The 26,718-nt window shown below is 33.9% G+C and carries 28 protein-coding genes; 8 read left to right on the top strand and 20 right to left on the bottom strand.

Features of this window, described 5'->3' with window-relative positions:
* Window positions 1-325: 325 nt before the first annotated feature.
* From UH7x_RS14025 to nusB, 4 genes are all read right to left on the bottom strand, one after another.
* Complete coding sequence (locus tag UH7x_RS14025) at window positions 326-1,675, bottom strand: Gfo/Idh/MocA family protein (protein ID WP_482360548.1); 1,350 nt, start codon at window positions 1,673-1,675, stop codon at window positions 326-328.
* A gap of 296 nt (window positions 1,676-1,971) precedes the next feature.
* Window positions 1,972-2,265 (bottom strand): preprotein translocase subunit YajC, encoded by a 294-nt coding sequence (gene yajC, locus UH7x_RS14020; protein ID WP_482360547.1) that lies wholly within the window; start codon window positions 2,263-2,265, stop codon window positions 1,972-1,974.
* Between the two features lie 26 nt (window positions 2,266-2,291).
* Complete coding sequence (locus UH7x_RS14015; protein WP_482360546.1) at window positions 2,292-2,765, bottom strand: DUF1573 domain-containing protein; 474 nt, start codon at window positions 2,763-2,765, stop codon at window positions 2,292-2,294.
* A 99-nt stretch (window positions 2,766-2,864) separates the two neighbouring features.
* Window positions 2,865-3,812, bottom strand: a complete 948-nt coding sequence (gene nusB, locus UH7x_RS14010) for a transcription antitermination factor NusB (RefSeq protein ID WP_482360545.1) — start codon at window positions 3,810-3,812, stop codon at window positions 2,865-2,867.
* 169 nt (window positions 3,813-3,981) lie between these two features.
* Between nusB and UH7x_RS14005 the strand changes: the two genes are divergently transcribed.
* Complete coding sequence (locus UH7x_RS14005; RefSeq protein ID WP_482360544.1) at window positions 3,982-5,733, top strand: ABC transporter ATP-binding protein; 1,752 nt, start codon at window positions 3,982-3,984, stop codon at window positions 5,731-5,733.
* Window positions 5,734-5,801: 68 nt separating this feature from the next.
* Window positions 5,802-6,191 carry a PUR family DNA/RNA-binding protein gene (locus tag UH7x_RS14000; protein ID WP_482360543.1) on the top strand — a complete coding sequence of 130 codons (390 nt, stop codon included), beginning with the start codon at window positions 5,802-5,804 and terminating at the stop codon, window positions 6,189-6,191.
* 74 nt (window positions 6,192-6,265) lie between these two features.
* On the opposite strand, the gene UH7x_RS13995 is transcribed toward UH7x_RS14000, so the two are convergent.
* Complete coding sequence (locus UH7x_RS13995; protein ID WP_482363610.1) at window positions 6,266-7,294, bottom strand: lysophospholipid acyltransferase family protein; 1,029 nt, start codon at window positions 7,292-7,294, stop codon at window positions 6,266-6,268.
* Window positions 7,295-7,302: 8 nt separating this feature from the next.
* Complete coding sequence (locus tag UH7x_RS13990; protein ID WP_482360542.1) at window positions 7,303-8,223, bottom strand: bile acid:sodium symporter family protein; 921 nt, start codon at window positions 8,221-8,223, stop codon at window positions 7,303-7,305.
* A gap of 467 nt (window positions 8,224-8,690) precedes the next feature.
* On the opposite strand from UH7x_RS13990, the gene UH7x_RS13985 reads away from it, so the two are divergent.
* Both UH7x_RS13985 and UH7x_RS13980 read left to right on the top strand, forming a co-directional pair.
* Window positions 8,691-9,251, top strand: a complete 561-nt coding sequence (locus tag UH7x_RS13985) for a thioredoxin family protein (RefSeq protein ID WP_482360541.1) — start codon at window positions 8,691-8,693, stop codon at window positions 9,249-9,251.
* A 10-nt stretch (window positions 9,252-9,261) separates the two neighbouring features.
* Window positions 9,262-9,582, top strand: a complete 321-nt coding sequence (locus tag UH7x_RS13980; RefSeq protein WP_482360540.1) for a cupin domain-containing protein — start codon at window positions 9,262-9,264, stop codon at window positions 9,580-9,582.
* Window positions 9,583-9,591: 9 nt separating this feature from the next.
* Here UH7x_RS13980 and UH7x_RS13975 read toward each other — a convergent pair whose 3' ends face one another.
* Window positions 9,592-10,137: a YfiT family bacillithiol transferase gene (locus tag UH7x_RS13975; RefSeq protein WP_482360539.1), complete on the bottom strand. Its 546-nt coding sequence runs from the start codon at window positions 10,135-10,137 to the stop codon at window positions 9,592-9,594.
* A gap of 119 nt (window positions 10,138-10,256) precedes the next feature.
* On the opposite strand from UH7x_RS13975, the gene UH7x_RS13970 reads away from it, so the two are divergent.
* Both UH7x_RS13970 and UH7x_RS13965 read left to right on the top strand, forming a co-directional pair.
* Window positions 10,257-10,895 (top strand): peroxiredoxin, encoded by a 639-nt coding sequence (locus tag UH7x_RS13970; RefSeq protein ID WP_482360538.1) that lies wholly within the window; start codon window positions 10,257-10,259, stop codon window positions 10,893-10,895.
* A gap of 209 nt (window positions 10,896-11,104) precedes the next feature.
* Window positions 11,105-11,299 (top strand): cold-shock protein, encoded by a 195-nt coding sequence (locus UH7x_RS13965; RefSeq protein WP_013994176.1) that lies wholly within the window; start codon window positions 11,105-11,107, stop codon window positions 11,297-11,299.
* A gap of 458 nt (window positions 11,300-11,757) precedes the next feature.
* On the opposite strand, the gene UH7x_RS13960 is transcribed toward UH7x_RS13965, so the two are convergent.
* The 3 genes from UH7x_RS13960 to UH7x_RS13950 all read right to left on the bottom strand — a co-directional run bounded on the left by UH7x_RS13960 (window position 11,758) and on the right by UH7x_RS13950 (window position 15,030).
* The gene (locus UH7x_RS13960) at window positions 11,758-12,693 is read right to left on the bottom strand and encodes a peptidylprolyl isomerase (protein WP_482360537.1); all 936 of its coding nucleotides are present in this window, start codon (window positions 12,691-12,693) and stop codon (window positions 11,758-11,760) included.
* Between the two features lie 61 nt (window positions 12,694-12,754).
* Window positions 12,755-14,149: a M20/M25/M40 family metallo-hydrolase gene (locus tag UH7x_RS13955; protein WP_482360536.1), complete on the bottom strand. Its 1,395-nt coding sequence runs from the start codon at window positions 14,147-14,149 to the stop codon at window positions 12,755-12,757.
* The gene (locus tag UH7x_RS13950; RefSeq protein ID WP_482360535.1) at window positions 14,149-15,030 is read right to left on the bottom strand and encodes a PPK2 family polyphosphate kinase; all 882 of its coding nucleotides are present in this window, start codon (window positions 15,028-15,030) and stop codon (window positions 14,149-14,151) included. Before UH7x_RS13950 ends, UH7x_RS13955 begins: the two co-directional genes overlap by 1 nt.
* Before the next feature lie 197 nt (window positions 15,031-15,227).
* Between UH7x_RS13950 and UH7x_RS13945 the strand changes: the two genes are divergently transcribed.
* Window positions 15,228-15,923, top strand: a complete 696-nt coding sequence (locus UH7x_RS13945) for a hypothetical protein (protein WP_482360534.1) — start codon at window positions 15,228-15,230, stop codon at window positions 15,921-15,923.
* A 1-nt stretch (window position 15,924) separates the two neighbouring features.
* On the opposite strand, the gene UH7x_RS13940 is transcribed toward UH7x_RS13945, so the two are convergent.
* From UH7x_RS13940 to UH7x_RS13895, 10 genes are all read right to left on the bottom strand, one after another.
* Window positions 15,925-17,088 carry a sigma-54-dependent transcriptional regulator gene (locus tag UH7x_RS13940; protein WP_482360533.1) on the bottom strand — a complete coding sequence of 388 codons (1,164 nt, stop codon included), beginning with the start codon at window positions 17,086-17,088 and terminating at the stop codon, window positions 15,925-15,927.
* Between the two features lie 11 nt (window positions 17,089-17,099).
* A complete protein-coding gene (locus UH7x_RS13935; protein WP_482360532.1) occupies window positions 17,100-17,993 on the bottom strand; it encodes a DUF6268 family outer membrane beta-barrel protein in 894 nt (297 codons plus the stop codon).
* A 29-nt stretch (window positions 17,994-18,022) separates the two neighbouring features.
* Entirely contained in the window at window positions 18,023-18,868 is an 846-nt protein-coding gene (locus tag UH7x_RS13930; RefSeq protein ID WP_482360531.1) for a mechanosensitive ion channel family protein, read from the bottom strand.
* A 1-nt stretch (window position 18,869) separates the two neighbouring features.
* A complete protein-coding gene (locus tag UH7x_RS13925; RefSeq protein WP_482360530.1) occupies window positions 18,870-20,210 on the bottom strand; it encodes an ABC transporter permease in 1,341 nt (446 codons plus the stop codon).
* Window positions 20,203-21,138, bottom strand: a complete 936-nt coding sequence (locus UH7x_RS13920; protein WP_482360529.1) for an ABC transporter ATP-binding protein — start codon at window positions 21,136-21,138, stop codon at window positions 20,203-20,205. The genes UH7x_RS13925 and UH7x_RS13920 overlap by 8 nt, the downstream gene beginning before the upstream one ends.
* 244 nt (window positions 21,139-21,382) lie before the next feature.
* Complete coding sequence (dnaJ, locus tag UH7x_RS13915; RefSeq protein ID WP_482360528.1) at window positions 21,383-22,513, bottom strand: molecular chaperone DnaJ; 1,131 nt, start codon at window positions 22,511-22,513, stop codon at window positions 21,383-21,385.
* Between the two features lie 33 nt (window positions 22,514-22,546).
* On the bottom strand, window positions 22,547-23,095 hold the full coding sequence (locus UH7x_RS13910) for a nucleotide exchange factor GrpE (protein WP_482360527.1): 549 nt from the start codon (window positions 23,093-23,095) through the stop codon (window positions 22,547-22,549).
* A 161-nt stretch (window positions 23,096-23,256) separates the two neighbouring features.
* Window positions 23,257-24,204: a TIGR01777 family oxidoreductase gene (locus UH7x_RS13905; RefSeq protein WP_482360526.1), complete on the bottom strand. Its 948-nt coding sequence runs from the start codon at window positions 24,202-24,204 to the stop codon at window positions 23,257-23,259.
* 78 nt (window positions 24,205-24,282) lie between these two features.
* Window positions 24,283-24,948, bottom strand: coding sequence for a tRNA (5-methylaminomethyl-2-thiouridine)(34)-methyltransferase MnmC2 (gene mnmC2 / locus UH7x_RS13900; RefSeq protein ID WP_482360525.1), 666 nt, complete (start codon window positions 24,946-24,948; stop codon window positions 24,283-24,285).
* Between the two features lie 7 nt (window positions 24,949-24,955).
* Complete coding sequence (locus UH7x_RS13895; protein ID WP_482360524.1) at window positions 24,956-25,459, bottom strand: DUF4920 domain-containing protein; 504 nt, start codon at window positions 25,457-25,459, stop codon at window positions 24,956-24,958.
* A 106-nt stretch (window positions 25,460-25,565) separates the two neighbouring features.
* On the opposite strand from UH7x_RS13895, the gene UH7x_RS13890 reads away from it, so the two are divergent.
* Window positions 25,566-26,636: a branched-chain amino acid aminotransferase gene (locus UH7x_RS13890; RefSeq protein ID WP_482360523.1), complete on the top strand. Its 1,071-nt coding sequence runs from the start codon at window positions 25,566-25,568 to the stop codon at window positions 26,634-26,636.
* The last annotated feature ends 82 nt before the right edge of the window (window positions 26,637-26,718 follow it).

The following is a 26,718-nucleotide window of genomic DNA, read 5'->3' as shown; positions in this document are numbered from 1 at the left end:
TACAACATGAGTTCCTGGTACCTGCCCAAATAGGTATGAAATTCCATCAAACGGGTTTAAATGCAATATGATTCTCATAAGCACCTTTTCCAATTGTAGGCTTCGAATTATGTAAATCAACAACAACAGTTTTGATTCCTATTTTTCCAATTATTTGATCCTTGTAAAATTTAAAAAGCACTGAAAATTAAGCTGACACATATAATATCAGCAGTAAAGTTTATAATTCTTATGCCTTTGTTAATTTCCTTCATTTAAATTGAAAACTACTTGTGAATAAAAGTTAACTGAACAACCACATTTATATCAGACTATATATTCTTTTCTAAAGCATTGGCAACTTATATCCGTTCTGATAATTTGCTTTTAAAAACTGATTGGCATTTTCTTCTTTAAACTGATTGGCTTCTGTATCCCAATAAATTCGATTACCAGTTTTAAATGCAACATTACCCATATGCGAAACTAAAGCGGCATCGTAACCTACCTTAATTGGTGCAGTTAACTTTGCTGAATCTCTAGACTTCACAGCATCAATAAAATTAATAGTGTGTAAATCTAGTCCACTAAAATTTCCGGTGCCTTTTTTAATAGCTTCCATTTTTGGGGTTTTGTCTTTTCCCCAGCCATTAAACTTCCCTTCAGGAATAACTTCCCAACCATGCCTATCAACTACTAATGTTCCATTATTACCAATAAAAGAAATACCGTGATCTCTACCATAATTTCCACCATCTATTCCTGTAGCATGCTCCCATAAAATAGAAAAATCATCATACTCAAAAACGGTCTGCAAAGTATCTGGTGTTTCTGCAGCGTCATCCGGATACGCAAATTTGCCACCCAATGCCATCACCGATTTAGGTCTACCTGCTTTCATTCCATAAAGTGCATAATCAATTAGGTGTACGCCCCAGTCTGTCATTAAACCGCCTGCATAATCCCAAAACCACCTGAAATTAAAATGAAATCGATTTTCATTGAATGCTCTTTTTGGTGCTGGCCCTAACCACATATCATAATCTACTCCTTTCGGAACAGCAGAATCTGGCACATTGGGTACAGGTTCCATCCATCCTTGATACGCCCAAGCTTTGGACAAACGGATATTACCTAACTTACCGGAATGAACATATTCTATGGCATCTACAAAATGTGGCTGACTTCTTTGCCACTGCCCTATTTGAACCATACGGTCACTAGAATTCACATACTTTAACATAATATCTGCTTCTTGTACAGAATTAGCAATAGGCTTTTCGCAATAAGCATCTTTACCTGCTTGTAGCGCATCGGTAAGCATTAAACAGTGCCAATGATCGGGTGTGCCGATTATTACTGCATGTACATCTTTATCTTCTAAAAGCTTACGATAGTCTTTATACCATTTTGGTTTTTTAACTCCTGCTTTTTCTAAATCAGTAGTTCTAGCCTGAAGTACATTTTCATCAACATCACAAAGTGCAACAACTTCCACTTCGCTTATTTTTAGCATTGAAGTTAAATCTGAAAAGCCCATGCCTTTACAACCAATTAGTCCAACTTGAATTTTATCATTAGGACTTACTTTCTTCCGAATTGTTGCCAAAAGTTCCATTGGAAACATAAAAGCAGCGCCAGTACCGGCAAGTGCGAGTGAACTTTTCTTTAAAAATTTTCTTCTATTGCTATTCATCATGATGTATTTAAATCTGATTGAAGATAACAATTTTAAGAGATTATTTTGGAATATTTTATTAGCCCCGTTACTTCGGGGGGGTATGGCATATTTTTCATGCAGTATGAGACAACCCCAACAGTTCGGGGTTAAGTAAAACATCGCCACGTTTCAATTCCGAAATTTCGGGATGAAGAAATAATGCGGAAAAAGTGGTTATAAGAAAATAATTGAGATATTTCAAAACAGTCTTTAGGCATAAAAAAAGGCGTCAACCTTTTGGTTGACGCCTTTATAAAATAATTATTTTACAACTACTTTTTCTCAGTTGGTGTTGTATTCAACTTCTTGCTCATTTCCATTGAAATAGCAGTACGGTCAAACTTTAATTTTCCCGCCATAGTTTCTAAAACGCAAGAGTAATCTTTTTCATTTAATTCTAAAATTTTACCATGAAGGCCACTTTTAGTAATGACGCGATCACCACGTTTTAATTCTGCTGCAAACTTTTTTTCATCTTTTTGACGCTTCATTTGCGGTCGTATCATAAAAAAATATGCAACGGCAAAAATTAGAATCATTGGCAAAAACTGCCCTAAATTCTCCATAATATAGTGTTCTCGTGTTGGTTAATTTATTTTGTTGGCCCTACTGCTGCTGCAGTTTTAGGGGTAACAAATGCTTTTATTCTCAATAACTCTGAACCTTTTTCAGTGTTAGCTTTTACGGTAATAGTTTTAGTTACTTGATTCTGACCAGAACCATTAAACTTTACAACTAACTCACCTGTTTCACCTGGTGCAATAGGATCTTTTGGTGGGTTAGGCACTGTACAACCACAACTACTTGTAGCGTCTGTTATTATCAATGGTGCATTACCTGTATTCTTAAAAACAAAAGCTGTCTCTTGTGCTGCGCCCTGATCTATTGTTCCAAAATCGTGTTCAGATTCTACAAACTCCATTACTGGAACTTGCTTAGCTGCTTGATCGCGTTCCGCGGCAACAGCTACATTTTCAGTGTTGATTTTCGCAGTAGCATTGCTGTCTTTACAAGAAACAATTGCTAAAGCCCCCACTAAACCAAATACTAGAAAAACTCTTTTCATCACTTTACTTTTTTTGACTTACCCTAACGGTAAGTTGGTTGTTAATTAATTATAATATCATACGATAATATATATAAAACGTAAAATTACAGAAATATTTTATAAAAGGCCTCTACCCATCTTTTTAAGTTTACCATCAGCCTTGTATTCCTTTACAAGTTTATCTAAAATTCCATTAATAAATATGCTACTTTTTGGAGTGGAATACTCTTTAGCTATTTCTAAGAATTCGTTAATGGTTACTTTTTCTGGAATGGAAGAAAAATTTAATAATTCGCAAATTGCCATCTTTAATAAAATTGAATCAATTTCAGCAATTCTATCTTTATCCCAATTGGGTGTTTTACCTTCAATTTCTTTTTCTAATTCTGCATCGGTTAAAAGTGTTTTGCTTAAAAGTTTTAAAGCAAAATCCATATCTGCATCATCCTTTAAAAGTGCAGGTAAAAAGAAAGATTCTGGTTGTTCTTCTTTTGCCTTTTTCAATTGCTTAACAATAAAAGTATTTACAATAGGAATATCGTCTACCCAAGTAAGTTTATCATCTTCGAAATAATCGTAAATTTTTTCGTTAGGGGCAATTACATTCTTGTAGAGGTCTAATATTAAATCGCGATCTAATGCATAAGAATCTTTAGTTGAATTCATGTAAGCATCATAACTTTTACTTTCAACAATTTCCTTATAAAGAAGCTTTACATACTCTTCATTTAGATACCAATTTTTTAATTTACGATGTTCCAACTCCTCTTGCAAAGTTTTGTTACTTGCTATTTGTTGTAACAACCGATTATTTACAAATTTGCTTTTGTTCGGATAGTTATTGGAAGTATTCTCTAGGTAACTTTTATTAGCAAGCTTAACTTGATTATCAGCCATATGCTGAATTTCTGCCAACAAACTTAAAAGTAACAAGTATAAATTATACATGTTCTCAATACTAGTCTTGAGAAATTTTTGTTGTTTCTCAAGTGATTCGTCTTTTGATTGTATCAAGGCGTAGATACACTGCATTACCTTCACCCTAATATGTCTTCTTGTTAGCATTTAAAAGAACTTTTGCGATTTGGTATTAATTCTTGGCAAAAATAGGAATCTAATTTTATCTATCTACTATATATTCGTGGATCTTATGTATTTAATAACATTTGTTTAATCCCCAAACCGCTATCTTTGCCCCTTTAAAATCTGAACTTCCAGATTTACAGGCCAACAAATGAAAGAACTCAAACACTTAAACAAATACTTTCGCAAATACTGGTTAAAGCTCTTGATAGGTATAATAATCACTATTATAGCTAGAATCTTCTCTTTGGTATTACCTTCATATGTCAACAAATCTTTTGAGGTAATAGACAATCTTATATCTGAAACTATTAACAAAGCAGAGGCGACAGATTTATTAACCCAGTATATTTTAATAATAATCGGCACTGCCATTTTATCGGGAATTTTTACATTTTTAATGCGACAAACCATTATTAATGTTTCTCGGTATATAGAATATGACTTAAAAAATGAAATTTTTGACCATTACCAATACCTAAATCTAGATTTTTATAAAAAAAATAGGACTGGTGATTTAATGAATCGGATAAGTGAGGATGTTGGACAAGTCCGTATGTATGCAGGTCCAGCTGTGATGTACGGCATTAATGCGTTAACGCTATTTGGCTGCCTAATCCCTTTAATGTTCATTAAGGCACCAACATTAGCACTCTACACTGTACTACCATTTCCTATATTATCTTTTTTGATTTATAAAATCAGTAAAATAATACATAAGAGAAGTACTAAGGTTCAAGCATTTTTATCAACACTTTCTACTTTTACGCAAGAGTCTTTTTCAGGGATTTCTGTAATAAAGGCCTATGGTTTAGAACCTCAAACACATGAAGAAGTGGTTTCTTTAGCTAATGAAGGAAAAGACAAAAGCATGAATCTTGCAAAAGTAAATGCATGGTTTTTTCCGTTAATGGTTTTATTAATTGGCGTAAGTAATCTTTTCGTAATTTATATCGGTGGAAAACAATATATAGCTGGTGAAATTGGATTTGGATTAATTGCAGAATTTATTCTCTATGTAAACATGCTTACTTGGCCTGTTGCAATAGTTGGGTGGTTAACATCCATTGTTCAAAGAGCTGGTGCTTCACAGACTAGAATCAATGAATTCTTAAAGGAAGAACCAAAAATTAAAAATGAAGTTTCAACCGAAAATATAATTAGTGGTAAAATAGAGTTTAAGAATGTTTCTTTCACCTATGATGACACCAATATTAATGCGCTGAAAAATATTTCTTTTACAATTGATAAAGGTGACACCGTAGCAATTCTTGGAAAAACAGGTTCTGGAAAATCTACAATTCTAGATCTTATTGCTAGATTATATGATGTTACTGATGGTGAAATTTTAGTTGATGACATTCCTATAAAAAAATTAAATCTAAAAAGTCTGAGGCAATCTATAGGGGCTGTACCACAAGATGCCTTTTTGTTTTCTGATAGTATTAAAGAGAACATAAAATTTGGAAAAGAAAATGCTACTGATGAAGAAGTAATTACCGTTGCAAAAAATGCAGTTGTACATAAAAATATTATGGGCTTCTCAAAACAGTACGAAACTGTTTTAGGTGAACGTGGTATAACTTTAAGTGGTGGACAAAAACAACGTGTTTCTATCGCAAGAGCTTTGCTTAAAAATCCTGAAATTTATTTGTTTGATGACTGTCTTTCCGCTGTAGATACGGAAACGGAAGAAGAAATATTGAACAATTTGGAGAAGGCATCAAGTAACCGAACCACCCTGATAGTGAGCCATAGAGTATCTTCAGCAAAAAATGCAGATAAGGTATTAGTACTTGACGACGGAAAATTATTACAAGAAGGAACGCATGATCAATTGAATACGTCAGAAGGTTACTACAAGGAACTATACCTTACCCAGCTATCCGATAAAGAAAACTAACAATATAGTTGCCGTATCGACATTTTTTCTTCATTTTTGGTAGTACAAACACTATAATACCATAAATAATGAGCGAGAAAGACATGTTGGATCAGGAAGAGATTCATTCAAAAGTTTTGCGCGCCGGAAGACGAACATACTTCTTTGATGTTAGAAGTACAAAGGCGGGTGATTATTATCTTACAATTACTGAGAGTAAAAAATTTACACACGACGATGGAACTTTTCATTACAAAAAACACAAAATCTATCTTTATAAAGAAGACTTCGCAGCATTTAGAGAAAATGTAGAAGAAATGATGGATTTTATAATTGAAGAAAAAGGCACCGAAGTCATATCTGAGCGACATAAGAAAGACTTTAAAAAAGACGAAGATATTGCAAACGTTGAAATCTCTGAAAATGGAGAAACACAAACAGCAGAAAATTTTACTGATGTTAATTTCGATGACATTTAAAATCTTAATTCACAATTATTAAACGACCCTTTTGGGTCGTTTTTTTGTTTTAAACTAATATGAAGAAACATCTCTCAATTCAATTTCACGTATAACCAATTAAATAAAAGAAGACCTATTATTGTAAGTGCTCCAATACTCCAGCTCAGATAAAAAGTAAATAGAATAAAAAGCAATGCATAATATAAAGGAAACACCAATAAAGAAAGTGCAAAACGCAAGGTATCTGTAAATTCGCGTTCCCAAACTTTAGGTTTTAACCATAATCGCCATAGCAGAATTACGGGTGAATTCAAAATCCAAAAAAGCGGATAAATCATTTTTTTTAAACCACTATTTTTAGATTTTAACTTAGCGTTTTCTTGAAGGTGTTTTTCATCTCCAATAAATTTATTAGTCTTAATGGGATTGAGATAATCTACATTAGCGGTATCTAATTTCTGAACTAATTCGATATAATTTTCTTGTGGTATATGTGTGGTTAGCCCTTGAAGTACTTGCGTAACTTTTTTCTTAATATTATCAATCGAAGCCTTTTCGTCATCTGCAATAATCAACTCTTGTAGTGCAAGAGGTTCTCCATAATAAATGGCAACCTCATCTGTAAATTTAGTAGCATTCAAATAGTTTAATCCTACTGGTACTAGCTGAATATCTAATTTTGGATTCTCATTTAATGCACGAAACAGTATTCGAGTAAACCCTTTAGACAAAGGCCGAACACGTCTTTCTAGGTTATGATTTGCCTCCGGAAACATTAAAAGCGCCTCACTTTCTTTCAAGAGCGCTGCACACCTTTCAAAAACTGCTTCATTATGTTTTAAAGTATCCCTCCCGTCCCTAATTCGGTATATAGGAATCATCCTAACCAGCTCAAATAACTTGTTAAAAATTGGACTCTTAAACACATCAGATCGAGTAAGAAAATAAGGTTTTCTATTGCAGTCAACTGCAATTAATAAGGGATCAAGAAGTGCATTTTGGTGGTTTGGCAAGAACATCAAAGGCTTCTTTAATGGTACGTTTTCAAGCCCATTAATTTTAATCTTCGCAAAGTAAAGATTTAAACTTATTCGTATCCAAAATTTTATAAAGTTATACACTATATTTTTCAAGCCAATGTTTCCTTTTTAATGGGTTTATAACCCCAAATAGCTGCAAGTAATAATCCTGAAATTAAATGCCAAATCCCCCAAAAAGCAGCCAACAAAGCCATTCCTCCTAATCCTTCAAAAAAAGTAAAAATCAATAATAATCCTAAACCCGAATTTTGTATCCCAGTTTCTATAGTTATTGTGCGCACATTTACATTGGATAAACCCATTATTTTCGCAAATGAAAAACCTGTGAAAAAAGCAATTAAATTATGTAAGAGTACAATCCAGAAAACATAAAAAATGTACTTTGAAAAAATGTCAAGATTCTTATAAAAAGCAATAAATATTAGCGCCACAAAAATAATCACAGACACAATTTTTAGCACTTTAGCCATTTTTTGTGCTAGTTCTTTTTTAAAATAATTAATTAACATACCAAGCAACAAGGGTACCCCTAGCAATAAGGAAACTAGTTTAAACATTTCGAAAGGTGAAACAGAGATATCTTTCAATATTAAAGCCGTTGGCGCATATAACCCTCCCCAGAACTGAAGATTTAGCGGCGTCATAACTATCGCTAATAATGTGGCTATAGCTGTAAGACTAATAGATAGTGCAGTATTGCCTTTAGCCAAATGCGTAATGAAATTTGAAATATTTCCTCCGGGGCATGCCGCTACCATAAACATACCTAATGCTATGCTAGGTGTGGGAGAAATAAAATAAACTATTAAAAAGGTTACTGCTGGCAATATTAGAAACTGACTAATAACTCCGGTAACAACGGGTCGAGGATTTTTTAATAAATCTTCAAAGTCTTTAACTGAAATCTCGAGTGCTATTCCGAACATAACCAAAGCCAAAGCACTATTCAATAACCAAATGGTTTCTGCGTTAAAATTAATGCGTACAGTATCTATAAGTGTATCGGTCAAAAACGGTTATTCAATGTTTGTTACAACAATCTTAGTTGTATTCAATTCTAAACGAAAGATAATATATTATTATCAAAGGTATTCTGAACGCAATACGAGAATGTAACTATAGCTCTGGAATAATTGTAAGAAACTAAATTTTAAGCTAGTCCCATTGCGCTTGAAGAATAGACAATGAGGCTAAAATTACTTTATCTTTTATATTTGTTTATAACTAGATAAAAATTAATAGTAATATCAATAAGCTAAAGCTGAATATACATTTTTTCATAATGTTGGTTAGATTGGTTTCTATACTATAAACAATCGATTCACCGAAAACCCTACTTCTATATTTTTAATTTCGTTCAGATCAGTTTACTTTTATTCACCTAATTAGCTCATTGAGCAAATGAAAACAGTAATCTAATTTACTATAAAGCTTTATCATTGTGGTCGAAATATGAGTTAATTCTTAAAAATAAATAATGTCTGATACGCCGAGTAATATGCTCCCATTAGGTACAGTCGCAACCGATTTCAATTTATGGGATACGGTAAGTGACCAGCACCTACAACTGAATAATTTAAAGGGTAAAAATGGGACAGTTATCATGTTTATTTGCAATCATTGTCCTTTTGTAATACATGTTAACCCAGCTATCATAAAATTAGCAAAAACGTACCAAGAAAAAGGATTTGGCTTTATTGCTATCTCTAGTAACGATGTTAAAAATTACCCTCAAGATGCCCCTGATCTAATGAAACAAGTAGCACAGAGAAATGGATACACCTTTCCTTATTTGTACGACGAAACCCAAGCTGTAGCAAAAGCATATCGCGCAGCATGTACGCCCGATTTTTATTTATTTGATAAGAATCTAAAGTTGGTGTATCGCGGGCAATTAGATGATTCTCGCCCTGGTAACGGTAAACCACTTACAGGAAAAGATTTGAGTAATGCTATTGAAGCCATTTTAAACGATGAGGATATCAACCAAATCCAAAAACCTAGTATTGGCTGCAACATAAAGTGGGCCACTAAATAAAAATTATATTATGAAGGTTGAAACTAAAGAAGCTTTACTGCAACTTTCGAAAATAGATTCTAAATTTCTAACAGTTTTTGAACATGGTACATTGGCTGTAGAAGTTTATAAACCAGAAAATATAGACCATCAAAAACCGCATACAAGGGATGAAGTTTATGTGATAATTTCTGGTAGTGGTACTTTTTTAAATAATGGCGTTAGAACCAGTTTCGCTAAAGGTGATTTTTTATTTGTAAAAGCTGGATTTGAACATCGGTTTGAAAACTTTACAGATGATTTTTCTACTTGGGTGATTTTTTATGGACCTGAAGGTGGGGAACAAGAATAAAATCATAAACTACGCCCAACCTTCTCTTAGTAATAAATTTTGGATATGGGCGTAATGATGCCTTCCATGCCATGCGTATTTACAAATATTTTCAGCAACCGTCACCACACATTTATCTTCTGGATGAGTGTAGCAATTTTGCATATCTTTGTCAGACAATCCCCGAAGTAAATAAACAATCTTTGCATGCAAAGCGTTTAAATAAGTCAATGAAAGTTGAATTGGCGCAGTTTTAGCATCAAATAATTTACTCCATTCTTTCTCTTCATAAGCTTTTATTAAAGCTTTATTTTCTGTCAATGCCCATTTAAAACGCGTATAACTATGATGGTGGCTATCGGCAATATGGTGAATAAGCTGCCTTACCGTCCAACCTTCTGGTCTGTAAGCAGTATTTAATTGCTCTTCATTTAAAATGGATACCAATGCAGATAATTTTATAGGAAATTCATCAAGCTCGTCAATGCTCTGTTGAATTAATTCTGATGTTATTTCTGCAGGTGATTCAAATTTACCAATTGGGTATTTTAGTTTTTCTATTTCTACTGTATCCATTTCATAAAAGTAACAAACTTTAATACATTTTTAACCCAAATGAAATTAGTTTTATTCTTTAATCTAGTAAATTTGTAGACTTATTATTTTAAACTGATTTTTAACTTAAACTTTACAATATGGCAGTTATAAGATTAGGCGATAAAGCCCCAGATTTTACAGCAGATAGTTCCGAGGGAACAATTAACTTATATGACTATTTAGGCGACAGTTGGGGAATTCTTTTTTCGCATCCTGCAGATTTCACACCTGTATGTACTACCGAATTAGGTACGGCAGCACAATTTAAAGGTGAATTTGATAAAAGAAATGTAAAAATGCTTGCATTAAGCGTTGACGGAGCAGCTTCGCACAAAGAATGGATAAAGGATATTAATGAAGTGCAAAATACTACTGTAAACTTTCCTATTCTAGCCGATGAGGATAAAAAGGTAGCTACGCTTTATGATATGATTCATCCAAATGCCGATAATAATCTTACCGTTCGTTCAGTGTTTATTATTGCACCAGACAAAACAGTAAAGCTAACGTTAACTTACCCAGCTTCAACGGGTAGAAATTTTTATGAGCTATTGAGAGTTATTGATTCATTACAGCTTACTGCGAACCATAAAGTTGCTACTCCAGCAAATTGGAAAAACGGTGAAGATGTGGTTGTAAGTCCTGCAATAGCGACTGAAGATGCTAAGAAAATTTTCTCAAAAGGTGTAGAAGAAATTAAGCCTTATTTAAGAATGACACCAGACCCTACAGCTTAAATTACACATTTTAAAACACAAGATTAGGTGTAAATTACGCGGATACCATTTATTGTAAGTAGATACAACATAAGAAAGTCTGAATAAATTACTTAGGGTGCTATTATTACGTAATTCTAACTTTACGAAAATATAACCCTAAAACCCTTTCTTTTAATTATTTAACACTATATTTGCGCTTTAATTTAATTATTTAATTTTTTTGTATTATGAGTAAAGGAACAGTAAAATTCTTCAATGATTCCAAAGGTTATGGTTTTATCACTGAAGATGGTTCAAGCGAAGATCACTTTGTACACATTTCTGGTTTAATCGATGAAATTCGTGAAGGTGACGTTGTAGAATTTGAACTACAACAAGGTAAAAAAGGATTAAACGCCGTAAATGTGAAGGTTGTTGACTAGGTACGAATAAACTTTTTTATAATAAGCCCCAACTGCTGTTGGGGCTTTTTTTACACCATATTTATAATAATTTCTACTTCACGAAAACTTTTTTACAATTTCTCACGTAAGTAAAGCAACCTTTTTAAGATTTCGTTATCTAAAGGTTAAACTAGTAGTAAGTAGAACACACTATTATTAATAGAACACGTTATGATTACATTTTTTGGCATCCTTTTTTTACTTTTAGCAGTAAACCTAGTTTTACTTTTTTTGAGTACTGGTCGCGCTAAGTCGAAATAGAGTTCGATAAGTAGTATTTTTCTTCAATAATATGCTTGCCTGGGCAAGAACTCCCTAAATTGAACCAAAAAAATATAAATAAAACATCAACTATTGGTGTTTTATTAAGTACTAATAAAAAAACTTCCACCCTTTTAGTAAGAATGGAAGTCCTTTATTATTTATGTGGATGTAATTTAGCTAACACCCATAAGCTCTACATCAAATATTAATGTGGCATTTGGTGGAATTACTCCGCCAGCACCCGCAGCTCCATATCCTAAATTTGATGGAATAACAAAACGTGCTTTATCACCAATTTGCAGTAAACTAATACCTTCATCCCAACCTGCTATAACCTGTCCAACACCTAATTGAAAATCTATTGGTTGGTTTCTTTTATAAGATGAGTCGAAAACCTGACCATCTAATAATGAACCTTCGTAATGCACTGAAACTTTCTTACCTTTCTCAGCTTTAGCACCACTACCCTTCTGAATTATCTTATAACGTAGACCGCTTTCAGTTTCATCAAAACCAGCAGCAACTTTATCTAGTTCTGCAGACTGCGCTTCTTTTTCTTTTTTAAGGCGTTCTTCTTTAGATTTTTCAAAATTTTGAAATGCAGCAAGTCCGTCAAAATTTTCAGCCTCATCACCAACTCTTATTATTTCAAGTGTATCAATTGTATCACCTTGTGCAATTGCATCAACAACAGCTTGACCACCATCTATAACATGTCCGAAAACAGTATGTTTGTTATCTAACCATGGTGTTGGTACGTGCGTAATAAAAAATTGACTTCCGTTAGTGCCAGGACCAGCATTGGCCATTGATAGTACTCCAGGTTCAGAGTGCTTTAATTCTGGATGAAATTCATCATCAAATTGAAACCCTGGATTACCAGTACCTGTACCTTGAGGACAACCACCTTGCACCATAAAATCTGGAATTACCCTATGAAAACTAAGTCCGTCATAATAAGGTGTTCCTTCTGCTTTTGCTGAGTTTTTTTGTTTTCCTTCTGCCAAAGCAACAAAATTACCAACTGTACCAGGTGTTTTATCGTGGGTCAATTTTACTAAAATCTCGCCTTTCGAAGTATTAAACTTCGCATAGATTCCGTCTTGCATTTTACTTGTTTTAAATGAGCGGCAAAGATACTAAATAGTGAAGGAATTTATTGAATATGAATTAGCCTTTGATTTTCTTACTAGGTTCTACTCCATACTTATCTACTAAATAAACTAAACTAGCCATTGTAGCTGCCCCCATTTGCAATTCCCGTTTATTTACATGTTCAAAAGTATCGTTGGCGGCATGATGATGGTCGAAGTACCGCTGTAAGTCTGGTCGTAAACCAGCTAGTAGCATTTCTGAGTTCTTTAATGGGTCAATATCTGCTCCACTTTCTCCTCGTACAAACATGTGAATTAAATACGGTTCGAAAAGAGATTTCCAGCTTTGTACTTTTTCAAAATTAGCATCAGAACAATCTAAAGAAAATCCACGTGGGGTAAATCCACCAGCATCACTTTCCAATGCAAATACATGGTTTTCCTTTTTTTCTTTTGCAACTTTGGCATATTCATTTCCACCACGCAAACCATTCTCTTCATTCATAAAAAGAACAACTCTAATGGTACGTTTCGGTTTATAACCTGTTTCTTTTAGAAGCCGCAGTACTTCCATACTTTGCACACAACCGGCACCATCATCATGAGAACCATCACCTAAATCCCAAGAATCTAAATGGCCACCTACTATCATTATTTCATTGGGGTGGGTACTCCCTTTAATCTCACCAACAACATTATATGACTTTACATCCTCTAATTGTTCACAATTTTGCTTGAAATAAAATTTAGTTTCAGAATTTAATTTCAACGTAGTGCTTAATAGATCCGCACCTTTAGTACTAATTGCGGCGGCAGGTATTCTATCTTTAACCGGAATATCACCATAACTCATCGAACCTGTATGTGGCAGGTCATCTAATCGAGAGCTCATAGACCGCACAACTATTCCAACTGCTCCATACTTACTAGCTTCAGCCGCTCCCATATAACGTTGATCCACACAACCCGCATATGCAGCAAAAGTGCTAATTAATTTTTGATCAAATGGGCGATTAAAGAATACAATTTTTCCTTCAATCTTTTCGCGACCGAGTTTTTCTAGCTCCTCTATACCTTGCACCTCTATTACATTTGCCTTTAAACCACCAGGTTTAGTAGCAACCGACCCACCTAATGCGCAAATAGGCACATTTGTACTTGTACCAGGTGTGCTCTCATAATAAGCAAACTCTGGTGTACCTCTTACCCATTTAGGCACTATTACTGGCTGCAGCCAGACGCGGTCTAAGCCAAGCTTTTCTAATTGGCTTTTTGTATAATCTACAGCTTGTTGCGCTTGCATGGACCCTGACAGTCTTCCACCAATTTGATTAGATAAGTGATTCAACCAATCGTAACCTTTAGCATTCATCAACGATACATCGTATATTTTTCTTAATTGTGCTTCATCTGCTGTTTGCGCATATGTGAACATCCCAAGCAAAAAAATTAACAGGCATACTTTCTTCATCAATTCTCGTTTTCTAATTCGTTTTTATAAATCTCTAAATTCTTTTTTACTTTATCTTCCAATTCAGGCTCGGCAATATCTGTATATGTTTTAAGTACTTCTAATAAAATAGTAGCCACAATCACTCTTGCGGATTTCTTGTTATCGGCAGGAATTACATACCAAGGTGCATGTGGTTTCGAAGTTCTATCAATAGCATCTTGATAATACTTTTGATAAACATTCCACAGTTTTCGTTCTTTTAAATCACCAGGAGAAAATTTCCAGTTCTTCTTTTTCAAATGTAATCTTCTTAACAATCTCTGTCTTTGTTCTTCCTTAGAAAGATTTAAAAAGAATTTAAAAATTAAAGTACCGTTATCAGCTAAGTGCTGTTCAAAATTATTTATTTGCTCAAAACGTTTGTTCCAAAAGGCATCATCAATATCTTCAATTGAATTAATTCCGGGTAGTTTTTCACCTAAAATATATTCCGGATGCACTCTTGTAACTAATACATTTTCATAATGTGTTCTATTAAATACGCCAAATTTGCCGCGAGCAGGTAAAGCGATGTAATGTCTCCAAAGATAGTCGTGTTTTAACTCATTTTCGGTTGGCACCTTAAAGCTATACACTTCTACGCCTCGAGCATTAAAATCTTTGAACACCTCACGAATAAGACTATCTTTTCCGGCAGTATCCATTCCTTGTAAACAAACCAAGACATTATACTTGCCATGAGCATACATAGTGTCTTGAAATTCACCTAGTTCTCGACGAACGACTTTTAACTCTTTCTTAAGTTCTTTCTCACTTGCCCCCAAATCAGTATTTGTTGGAGAATCCTGTATACTTACCGTTTTTGCTGCCAAATAGTTAGCAATATTAACCTTTTTCATGGGTGGAATATAAAATATTTAATCGATGAAGTGTAATTTATGTTAAAGAAATTGGTAGTTAAACTTTATTAAAATCCACTTTATCCAATATTCAGGTTTTGCTATGTTGACCATCGAAAAAAATAGGTCACTACCCTACTCTATGCCTAACTTTGTAACGTAAAACGTCCCAAATTTTACAGTATAAACTTTGTATTATGAAAGCACATTACTTAGTGTTTTATAGCCTACTTCTAGTACTTTTCTCATCATTTGAGATAAGTGAAGAATGCGAATACGCAGGGTCCAACATGGGTTATATAAAAACCCAAACACAAAAGGCTATTACAGCATCAAATGTAAACCAATCTCATTTTTTGGCGTATAAGGCCCTCAATGCGATGGAAAAATCACAAAAATTATTTGATGATTGTGGTTGTTCAGATGCTTATGATTATATGAAAGCGGCGTTAGACCAACTAAAATCGGCAACTAGAGCTACTACTTTAAATGAGACTAGACTCCTTTTGAATAAATCTTTAGAAAATACGATAGCAACTATAGAGGCTATTGAAGATCATGAGAATCATAAAGGTTCTTACGGTACTGGTGTTTTAGCTTTAAATACTGTTGGAAGTGAGAATGTTACTACAACATATAGTACTCCCAAAAAAGAGTACGATTATAAGCAAAAAATTGACATTTCACTTATAAGTTACGAAGCTTCCTTACAAACTGTAGTTGAAACAGTAGATTGCACGGAAGCATATGCCTTTGCCATGCGTATATATAATCATTGTGAAGCACAATTATTAAAGGAAAACTTATCTGAAGGTAAAAAATATTACAACCTAAGAACAAAGGAAATTACAAAAGAGGCCCTCGATCAAATAGGTGATTGTGCTGCGAAATAAATTATTTGCTCGCAAACAATTTAACATCTGCATCAGAAACCTCAGCACCACCTAATATTATTAGTCTTTCAACAACATTGCGTAATTCACGAATATTGCCTGTCCAATCATAACCCTTTAGCATTTTAACTGCTTTATCAGAGAATTTTTTAGGCGAGACACCTTGTTCGGATGCTATTTTCTTTGAAAAATGTTCAATTAGAATAGGAATATCATCTCTTCTATCGTTTAAAGATGGTACTTTGATTAGGATAACCGCTAATCTGTGATACAAATCTTCTCGAAACTTTCCGTCTTCAATTTCCTTTTTCAAATTTTTATTTGTCGCAGCAACCACACGAACATCAACTTTAATGTCTTTATCTGTACCTACCCTAGATATTTTATTTTCCTGTAAGGCACGTAGCACTTTTGCTTGCGCCGATAGGCTCATATCTCCAATTTCATCTAAAAAAATAGTACCCTTATTTGCAGCTTCAAACTTACCGGCCCTATCTTTTACTGCAGAAGTAAATGCACCTTTTACGTGACCAAATAACTCACTTTCTATTAATTCTGATGGTATTGCCGCACAATTTACCTCAATAAATGGCGAACGACTACGTTGACTTTTCTCGTGGACCCAGTGTGCCACTAATTCTTTCCCAGTACCATTAGAACCTGTTATTAAAACCCGAGCATCTGTTGGTGCTACTTTTTCTATAATATCTTTTATAGCAGATATTTCATCACTATTACCAACCATTTCATAATTTTTACTAACCTTCTTTTTTAAAATCTTGTTAGCAACAACCAATTCTTTGCGGTCTAATGCATTTCGTACAGCTGTTAAAAGTCTGTTTAAATCTGGTGGTTTCGAAATATAATCAAAGGCACCTGCTCGCATTGTACCTACTGCCGTGTCTAAATCTCCATGACCTGATATCATTATAAATGGAATTTCAGGCTTAATTTTCTTCGCAGCTTCTAATACTTCAACACCGTCCATTTTTGGCATTTTAATATCACATAACACCAAATCATAATCGTTATTTTTAATGGTTTCTATACCTCTTAAACCATCTTCTGCCTCTTCAACAATATAAGACTCATTTTCTTCTGAAAGTATTTTAACTAAAACTCTACGAATCGCTGATTCATCTTCAATTACCAGTATTCTTGACATATCTATATTATTTAAAGTCCTATTCTAAACCCTGCTCTAAAATAAAAGCTAGGATCATCGTTTATTGTAAAAATATCATTTCTTTCCTCATCTCTCAAAACTCCTGTCTGAAATAAAGTGTGTCCCACGTAACCATAGACCGACATTACTTTTGATAAATTATATTGATAACCTATCGTGGCTAAAGCTGCCGAAGACGATATGCTTGAAGCAAAACCAGCATCTGGCAATATGGTACTATTTTGAAGGTTTACAAAATATCCATCTAAAATAAACTCCAATTGTATCAATTGCATATCATTTAAATGAAATTTCATACCTGTTTTTGGCACACCTATAACATAGGTCCATTTTGGGTGAAAACGCTTCTCGTAATAAACGAAAGGTAACGGAATTCGTGGTGTTACCGTTGAATTATATGAAACACCTAAAACCAAACGCGTAGGTTTATCAATATTTTGTCTTTCTCTAAAACCGCCTATCGTAGCATTTATAGAGAAATCTCCGTTCTCTAATGGATTAGTTAAAGTTGATGCTAAACGCGGTGTTACCACACCAATTAAACGCCAATCATCATTATATCGATGTACATATGCCAAATTGAAATCTATAATATGAAAGTAGTTTAATCCTTCAGCACTTAATTGCACATCTGTTCTATCTAAATCATATGCTAGTCTATTGTATTCACCACCAATAACAAGGTTATGAGAATCTTTTAATTTTATGGGCACATTGGTTACTAGTTTTATACGTGACAATTTTGCCCCAGCATCATTCCTAGGCATTAGCATATATTCTACTCGAAAAACATCGGGAGTTTGCGCAGCACAAACAGTAGAAATTAAAAATAAACCAATAATATATATTGATTTTAACCTATACCCAACTTCTATTTTTTGCATGTATTCTACAACTATATTATTAAGATGCATTAATGCTGATAAATATGCACATCTCTTTGCGGGAAAGGAATAGAAATATTATTTGCTCTAAACTTTTCATCTATAGAAAAGCGTATGGCGCTCTTTATTTTTGGATCACCAAAACTATCATTTATATAGAAGTTAATTGTGAACATTAAAGCAGAATCACCAAAGTCTTCAAAGATTACAAATGGTTTCGGATTTTTTAAAACACCGTGTTGGTTTTTCACAACTTCTTCAAGCAGTCTTGCCACCAACTTTACATCACTACCATATGCCACTCCTACTCTAACGTACTCCCTAGTAGTTTTATGATTTTGGGTGTAATTATAAATACTATCTGTTAAAAATATATGGTTCGGTATTACCACTACTTTGTCATCTCTTGTAAGGGCTCTAGTGGTTCGCAAACGTATTTCAAAAACACGACCGACCTTTCCATCTACTTCAATGATATCTCCAACATGCAGCGACTGATCCATAATCATCATAATACCAGAAATAATATCCTGAAAGAGATACTGTAGTGCAAAACCAAGACCAACAAATAAAGCGGCAGAAGCTGTTAATAGGACTGTAAGATTTACACCTGAAGAATGTAAAACAGTCCCAACTACAAGAATATATAATAAGTATCTTAGAAAGTTGAAAATACTAACAAACTTGTTTTTATCTTCTATTGGAAGCTTTTTGGTTACAAGTTTATTTATCAGCTTTAGAAGAACGGATACAAGAATAAGTATAACTACAATAGCAATTATTGTACCTATACTAATATCTATAGCATAAGTATTAATAATGGGGTATGATAAAAAATTCTTCAATATAGAAGAAATACCATCTAAACTATCCATTTCAATATTTTAACCATTTCCACAATTCTCTATAGGTAGGTTTTTTGCCATACATTAAAATACCTACACGATAGATTTTTGCTGCTAACCAAACAATACCAACAAAGGTAACAATTAACAAGATGATCGAAGTAATTACTTGCCAAATAGGAACACCACCTTCTCCTATTCCTCCTGGTAAACGCATTAGCATAACTATTGGTGATGTTAACGGAAATAGTGAAAACCCAACAGCAATGGGTCCATGTGGGTTACTAAATACAGAAAAGAAACCTACATATATTGCTAACATTAAGGGTAATATAATCGGAAAAATAAATTGTTGCGTATCAGTTTCACTGTCTACAGCCGCGCCAATTGCCGCATAAATAGAACTGTATATTAAATATCCTAATACAAAATATATAATAAAAAAACTGATTAACATTACCCAAGGAATATCAAACAACTCTTGAGCATATAGCTGCATCGTTTTATCTATAGTTGGTACTTGGGGTGCCATATCACCTGTCATACCATTAGTAATGTCGGCAGTAGCATCTAACGCTGAAGGATTAATGTCGAAAATGGAAAAAGTAACAAGCATTAATATCGAAGCAGAAACTATCCATATTGCAAATTGGGTGACCCCTGCTAATGAAGTTCCAATAATTTTGCCCAACATTAATTGAAAGGGTTTTACTGATGAAATAATAACTTCTATTATTCTACTTGTTTTTTCTTCAATAACACTTCTCATTACAAATCCACCATAAATAATAATAAACATCATTATAAGATATCCAAAACCTCCACCAATAAAAGCCTTAATTTCATTGATGCCTTTTAAGTTTTTTTGTCCACCAAAAGTTGCTGTTTTAAGTTCGAAACGATTTTCCATCGCTGCGAAATCTTGAACGGAAACTCCTAATTCTTGTAACCTATTTAATCGAAGTCTATCTTGAAAAACTCCTTCTATCTTATCCAATATTGCTGTGCTCGGTGTATCTTTTGTATAGAAAAATGATTGCTTTGCCAGTTCTTCTAAATTATCTTTATCAGGAATATGAAGGAGCCCAATATAGCCCAAACTAGCCGCTGAATCCTTTGCAGCTTCTAAAGAAATATTATAAAAATGTAAATAAGAAGTACCCTCTTCTCCAACAAAGTCATTAGTAAAAAAGTCGCTCTCGTTTAAGACGCCAACAACCTGTCTTTCATTATCGTTTATCTTAGTTAGATATGCAATTAGCACTACCATACCGACCATCAGAATAGGACTCAAAAATGTCATTACAACAAATGACTTGTTTCTAACCTTGGCTAGATATTCTCGCTTGATAATTAATCCTAGTTTACTCATGTACTCCTTTGTCTTGAATGTTTTTTATAAATATTTCATTGGCTGAAGGAATAGTCTCCACAAAGCGATTAATATTTGCTTTTGTCGACAAATAAGCAAGCATTTCTTTTGAATCACTATTGGGTAATTGCACTCTAAAATCTAGTTGCCTTTCTTCTGGATTATAATTGGATAAACTAATATCAAATTTACTCGAAAGCTCCTTTATCAATTCATCTCCTTGTTCTACCTCTAAGCCAATTTGAAACATATTATTTTTATATGCTTTCTTTATATCAGCCAACTTACCATCTAATATCATCTCAGATTGATGTAGTAACGCTATATATTCACACAATTCTTCTACAGATTCCATTCTATGAGTAGAGAAAATTATAGATGCTCCCTTCTCCTTTAATGTTAGAATTTCATCTTTAATAATATTTGCATTAATAGGATCAAAGCCACTAAAAGGTTCATCAAAAATTAGCAATTTAGGCTCGTGTAAAACAGTAACTATAAATTGTATTTTTTGCGCCATCCCCTTAGAAAGCTCTTGAACTTTTTTATTCCACCAATCACCAATATCCAGTCGGTCAAACCAATACTTGAGGCGTAATTTTGCATCTACTTTACTTAAACCCTTTAACTGGGCAAGATATAATGCTTGTTCACCAACTTTCATTTTCTTATACAAACCTCGTTCCTCTGGCAAATAGCCAATATTTGCTATGTGCTCAGGTTTTAATGGTTCGCCATCAAAAAACACCTCTCCAGAATCTGGAAAGGTAATCTGATTAATTATTCTAATTAATGTGGTTTTACCAGCACCATTTGGTCCAAGAAGACCATAAATACTGTTTTTAGGTATTTCGAGAGAAACTTTGTTTAAGGCAAGATGTTCACCATATTGTTTGGTAACCTCTTTAGTAACCAAAATGTTCTTCATGCAGGCATTTTGTTCAAAGATATGGAAATGAATCAAAAACCAAATCGGAATTTAACTACGATTTCAACGCCAAATACTAACTATTTACTGTTGTTACTAATGAGAATGTCATAAAAAACAAAACCCATCCTTAAATAAAATTCAAGGATGGGAAAAAAATTGCTATGAAAAAGAAAATTATACCGGTTTAACCGATATAGTCTCAAATATACGTTTTTTATTTAAACTGCAACTTACTTTTCGATTAAGAGAACATATCTTTGACCTTCTCAAAGAAGGACTTATCTGATTTCTCGGGCTTTGGCTCAAAATTCTCGTTGTTCTGCATGCGTTCAAAAAAGTCTTTTTGCTCCTTATTTAACTCTTTTGGAGTCCAAACGTTCACATGAACCAACAAATCGCCACTTCCGTAACCATTTAAATTTGACACACCTTTACCTCTCAATCTTAATATTTTACCGGACTGAATACCAGATTCAAGTTTAATTCTAACTTTACCTCCTACAGAATCAATTTCTTTTGAAGTTCCCAATACGGCCTCAGAAATACTAATATAAAGGTCATAGTGTAAATTATCACCTTCCCGCTTTAGTGTTTCATGATCTAATGTTTCAATAGCAACTAATAAATCACCCGAAACACCATTACCTGGTGCTTCATTACCTTTACCAGGCACTTTTAGTTGCATTCCTTCTTCTACACCAGCAGGAATTTTTATTGTAACCGTTTCTTCATCAACAACTAAACCTTGGGCGTCTGCCCCACTTGGCTTCTTATCTATTTGTTGTCCACTACCGCCACAGACAGTACATGTAGCCGCAGTCTGCATTCTACCAAGTATAGTATTGGTAATCTTAGTCACTTGACCATTTCCATTACAAGTACTACAAGTTTTATAAGTTACTCCGGCTGCTTGCTTCTTACGGCGAACTTTAACCTTTTTCTCAACGCCATTAGCAACTTCTTCTAAGGTAAGTTTAACGCGAATGCGTAAATTACTTCCTTTAACTCTTCTTTGGCCGCCACCTCCGAAACCACCGAAGCCACTAAAACCACCGCCGCCGCCGCTAAAAGCACCGCCAAATATATCACCGAATTGGCTAAATATGTCATCCATATTCATACTGCCACCTCCGCCAAATCCGCCGCCACCTTCAAATGCCGAATGACCAAACTGGTCATAACGTGCTTTTTTATCTGGATCACTTAACACCTCGTAAGCCTCTGCAGCCTTTTTAAACATTTCTTCAGCTTTAGGATCACCTTGATTTTTGTCAGGGTGGTATTCTATAGCTTTTTTTCGATATGCTTTCTTAATCTCTGTAGCCGATGCTCCTTTGCTAATGCCTAATATTTCGTAATAATCCTCTTTCACTTTATTTTTTTAAATAAAAATCTGTACTCAGTTTTATTTACCGACTACTACTTTTGGATGTCTAATAATTTTATCGCCTAGTTTAAATCCTTTTTCAACTACATCAATAATTTTACCTTTCAATTTTGGATTGGGTGCAGGAATTTGCGTAATCGCATCATGAATTTCAGCATCAAAAACATCACCTTGCTTAGCTTTAACCTCTTCAAGACCCTTGGATTTAAGAGTTTCACGGAGTTTATTACTGATTAACTCCACACCCTTAAAGGATTCTTTATCTTCTGATTTCTTAAGTTCTGGTAAGGCACGATCAAAATCGTCTAATACAGGTAACATAGCTACAATTACTTCTTGACCAGCCGTCTTAAAAAGATCCATTCGTTCTTTAGAAGTACGTTTCTTATAATTTTCAAATTCCGCAAAAAGTCTTAAAAACTTCTCTTTTTCTTTTGCTAAATCACTGCGAAGTTCATCTTCAACAGAAACTTCTTCCTCTTCAATTTCAGTTTCTTGTTGTTCACCAGTAACTTCGGTTTCGTGAAGTATTTCGTCTAATTCTTCAGTGCTATCTTTTTCACTCATGGTGTGTGTAATTTTTTATCCATTCAAGGGATGGCAAAAGTACTGCCAATTCTTAAAAAATGTCAAAATGTCACTAACTTTATTATGAAATCAGTCAAATAGTAGAATTAAGAAATGAAATTATTGCGCTATTAAAGAAGATTTATGGTAAAAGGGAGATTTTAGAAAAGATTAATTCTATTTGATTCTTTAGGTTTTATTTCTCCATAAAGAGACCCAAGAGCTGAAGAAATATTTGGGTGTTCGAAAATAAAACCATCTTCTTCAATTTTTTTGGAACTAACTCTTTGACTAGAAAGAATTAAATAAGACATTTCTCCCAATACCAATTTTATTAAAAAGCTAGGAATATTTGGCAGCAATAATGGCATTTCTAATGCCTGTGCTATTTCTTTAATTAATTTATTTTGTGATATCGGATTTGGTGCAACAGCATTATATATACCATTCAAATTATTCTTTGCAGTGAACATAAAAACACGTGCTAAATCGGTAATATAAATCCAAGATTGCCATTGTTTTCCTGATCCAAATGCAGCTCCAATATACATTTTAACAGGTTTTGCCATCTGAGGTAAAGCTCCACCATCCGGTGCTAAAACAAGGCCGATACGTATTTTTGCTACTGGTATTTTAAACGTTTTGAATTTACTCGCTTCATTTTCCCATAAATGAACCACCTCTCCCAAAAAACTTTTATCAATTTCTTTCTCACGCTCATCATAATACTTTTCAATAGAACTAGGATATATACCTATTGCTGAAGCTGACACAAAAGATTTTATTTCATGCGAATCTAATTCACTCATCGCCTTATGCAAAGTCTGCAATGAGCTAATACGACTAGAAATAATTTTCTTTTTATAGACTTTAGTCCATCTTTTTGATATTGAAGCACCAGCAAGATTTATAATAACAGAAACACCTTTAAAACAATTTGAATCTATTTCACCTGCCGTGGGATTCCAATAATAACCCTTGTAATTTTCTTGAGATACAATCTTTTTGCGACTTGTAGTAAGATAATTAACAGCAATATTATTAGCATGACAAAGTCGTACTATTTCTTTGCCTACCAAACCAGTTGCGCCTGTTATTAAATACCTCATACTACAAAGGTATTAGTAATAATGTTTGTCACCTTGAACTTTAATTATGATTTAACATCTTTTACACTTGATTAGGTGTTAAACCAGTTTTCTAGCACGTAACATCTCCCGTTTACCAGGCGGACCGGGTAGTCTTTCAACCTCAAAACCAACAGCTTGCATAGCTCTTCTAACACTTCCTTTTGCTGAATAGGTGACCAATACACCATCTGTTTTCATAGCTGAAAACATTTTTTTGAATACCTCTTCAGTCCAAAGTTCTGGTTGAACGCGTGCACCAAAAGCATCGAAATAAATAAGATCAAAAGCATTAACATCGTCAATTTCTAAAAAATTCTGCTGCCTTTTTCTCAATATAAAATCATTGGATAATAGCACATTGGTTTCCCATGAACTTTCATGCATTTTATTAAATTCTGAAACGAAATCTTCCGCATCCAAAGAAGTAATATAATTTAATTGGTCTAACTCATTTTTTGTTACAGGATAAGCCTCAACGCCCGTATAATTTATATTTAAACTCATTTCACTACTACACATCAAAGTAATCAATGCATTTAAACCCGTACCAAAACCTATTTCTAATATTGAAATCTTTTGATTTCTAAAGAGTGAAAGACCATTTTTGATAAAGACATGCTTTGCCTCTTGCACTGCGCCATGAATAGAATGGTATTGTTCATTCAAATCTTCTATTTGAATGGTCTTAGATCCATCTGAAGTCGTAATTATTTTTCTATTCAATGTTCTATTATTTCTTTAACAAAACCCCATCGGCTATAAAACCATAAGTCATTTTAGGCGCTACAATTTTCTTAATTCCCTCTTCCGATTGGCCACTGTCTTTTGCATAATGCCTTTGCTCTGCAACACTTACTGCATTAACAAATGCGCTACCATTAACCACAACTTCTTTCCCAGTAATATTTAGTGGCATAAAAAAACCATAATCTTTAAATTTTATCATAGCCTCTTCTCCATTATCCAACTCTAATCTCATCCAACAACCCTTTGCCTTACATACATCTAACACTCTGGCAGTAAACTTTGTTTTCAAAGAGTCCAATGCCCTTAGATTTAAGTACTTTTTATGCATCGCTTTACTAGAAATACTATTTAAAGCATCAGTTTTTTCGCCAAAAACTTCATAAGCCAATTTGGATTTCTCAATAGATGGTACTTCTGTCTTAACTTCCTGCGCTCTAGACAAGTTAACAACAATCAATAATGTAACTAAAAGGTGAAATCGATACATAATTCATAAAAAATTGATTCAACCAACAAAATTCATCAAATTTATTTGAAAATGCTGGGGTAGATGTCAGAATTAGTTAATTTTATTCATTAAAACATAATTCAGCATGAACCCAAGTACATTTGACATTCAAATAGAGAAGGCCAAAAATTCTAAAATTAGCCAAGTTGATTTCAACAACCTTGCTTTCGGTAGCATTTTTTCTGACCATATGCTAGTCTGTGACTATAAAAATGGAGCTTGGGAAACACCAAAGATAGTACCCTACGGACCTATCACATTACAACCATCTGCCAAGATTTTCCATTATGGCCAATCTATCTTTGAAGGTATGAAGGCTTATAAAGATACGGCAGGTGCGATGTGGTTGTTTAGACCGAAAGACAACCATTCGAGATTTAATATTTCTGCAAGTAGAATGGCAATGCCTGAAATTCCAGAAGAATATTTTATGCAAGGCTTGGAAGCACTTTTACGTTTAGAAGAAAAATGGGTTCCAACAACAGCTGGTAGTGCCATGTACATTAGACCATTTATGTTTGCTTCTGGGGAAGGCTTTCATGCTTCACCTGCTGATGAATATAAATTTATTATTTGTTTAGCACCTTCAGGTGCCTATTTTTCTGGAAAAGTGAAAGTGCTTATTGAAGAGAAATATTCTAGATCAGCAAATGGTGGCGTTGGATATGCAAAAACTGGTGGGAATTATGCCGGACAATTTCATCCAACACAATTAGCTAAGGAAAAAGGGTACCAACAGGTTGTATGGACTGACGACCATAGTCATGAAAATATTGAGGAAGCTGGGGCAATGAATATATTTGTTCGCATTGGTGACACTCTAATTACTGGTCCTACAAGTGATCGAATTTTAGATGGTATAACACGTAAAAGTATACTACAGATTGCTGAAGCAAATAACATTAAAACAGAAGTAAGAACTTTAACCGTGACTGAAGTGGTTACCGCTGCGAAGAACGGAACACTAAAAGAAATGTTTGGCGCAGGTACCGCAGCTGTGGTTTCACCAATATCAGGTTTTGGATATAAAGGTGAAGATTATGAATTGCCTGAAATTGAAAATGGTTATGCTGATTTAATGAAAAAAACAATAACTGACATTCAATATAATAGAGCTGAAGACAATTATGGCTGGCGCTATCGCGTTTCGTATTAGACAATCAATAAAATATTTAAAACACAAAACCCTGATGTCTCCATCAGGGTTTCTGTCATTGATTCAACTATACTAAACACTA

It is taken from the genome of Aurantibacter sp. UH7, assembly GCF_056839165.1.
The sequence above is the reverse complement of the archived record's forward strand: the minus strand, read 5'-3'. Positions and strand labels throughout refer to the sequence as shown.